General features: G+C 44.2%; 2 protein-coding genes. Both read left to right on the forward strand.

Annotated elements, in window-relative coordinates; all coding sequences use genetic code 11:
- Positions 1-31 precede the first annotated feature (31 nt).
- Positions 32-646 (forward strand): toll/interleukin-1 receptor domain-containing protein, encoded by a 615-nt coding sequence (locus tag RIFP1SYM_RS16675; RefSeq protein WP_005966864.1) that lies wholly within the window; start codon positions 32-34, stop codon positions 644-646.
- Complete coding sequence (locus RIFP1SYM_RS16115) at positions 636-947, forward strand: hypothetical protein (protein WP_039960880.1); 312 nt, start codon at positions 636-638, stop codon at positions 945-947. The genes RIFP1SYM_RS16675 and RIFP1SYM_RS16115 overlap by 11 nt, the downstream gene beginning before the upstream one ends.
- The last annotated feature ends 268 nt before the right edge of the window (positions 948-1215 follow it).

Below are 1215 nucleotides of genomic sequence, written 5' to 3' on the forward strand. Positions count from 1 at the left end.
AGCTTTCCGAGGAAAATGAGCTTCAAACAAAATGGATGACAAGAAAAATCGTATAAAGGTCTTCGTTAGCTACAGCCACAGTGATTACGAATGGGCTGAAAGGCTGCTTGCTCACCTTTCAATAGCGGAATCAAAAGGGCTTGTAGAATATTGGAGTGACCAAAAGATTCAGGCTGGTGCGGAATGGAAGCAAGATATAGAGGAGGCAATTAAACAATCCAAGGTCTTCGTAATCCTTGTGAGTCCGGATTACATGGCCTCTCCATTCTCCGCTGATTTCGAGTTCCCCCTAATTAAAAAAGCATCAGAAGATGAGGCGCTGATTCTTCCAGTAATAATAAAGCCAACTGCAAAATCAGCGCTTGGAAGCCTCAGTGAATATCAAGCGGTCAATGCTCAAGCACTAAGCTCACTCTCGCCAAAGGAACAAGAAAAACTAATAATTGAGCTTGCTAACAAAATAAATACGGCAATTCTTGAGCACAAGAAGAAAATCGAGTCCAACTCAGGTCAAGTGCTCGCTTCGGCAATCGGCGGAGCCATTATCGGTAATTTGATAATTCCTGGAATAGGCGGCGCGTTACTTGGAGGACTGTTGGGCGGTGCCCTTGGTGGAGCCAATAAAGGTGGCAAGGATGATGATTAATCTCAACCTTGCCAGTCTTTATGTCGGGTTGGTATTCGGTGGTTGCTTCTTGATGTTTGTACTGGTCAAGTACCGGAAAGCACCTGAGTTTCTCGATATGGCAATCATTATCTTGTCTTGTACAGGTGTCGTTATAGGCATTCATCTAGGGTATGTCGCAAGCACAATCCCCGACAGCGAATTGGGGAAGCTTGCGGATCACAGGGTGCCTATTGTCCTAGGTGCACTGGCAGTTATATGGACTTCAGTTGGCTCAATAGTTAAAACATGCAAGCAATCTATAGAATCAATAAAAAGCTAACAAAGCCGTCAACTCGGACGCATTTTTCGCTCGCTGCGCTCACTACAAATGCGCCGGTTACGGCAGGCGTTAGCCCAATAGAGGAATGTGCATGATTGAATTAGCCACAATAGCTCAAGCTATAGCGGTTGTGTCTGCTTGCTGGGCAATTATTTCTGGAGTTGGTGCATGGAAGCGAGAATTTATTGGTAAGAGGAAAATCGAACTAGCAGAAGAAACACTAGCCTCATTCTTTGAAATAAAGGATGCTATTTCTTTTATAAGAAAC

Origin of the sequence: endosymbiont of Riftia pachyptila (vent Ph05), from assembly GCF_000224455.1 — a bacterium.
In the GTDB taxonomy this organism is placed as follows: domain Bacteria; phylum Pseudomonadota; class Gammaproteobacteria; order Chromatiales; family Chromatiaceae; genus Endoriftia; species Endoriftia persephonae.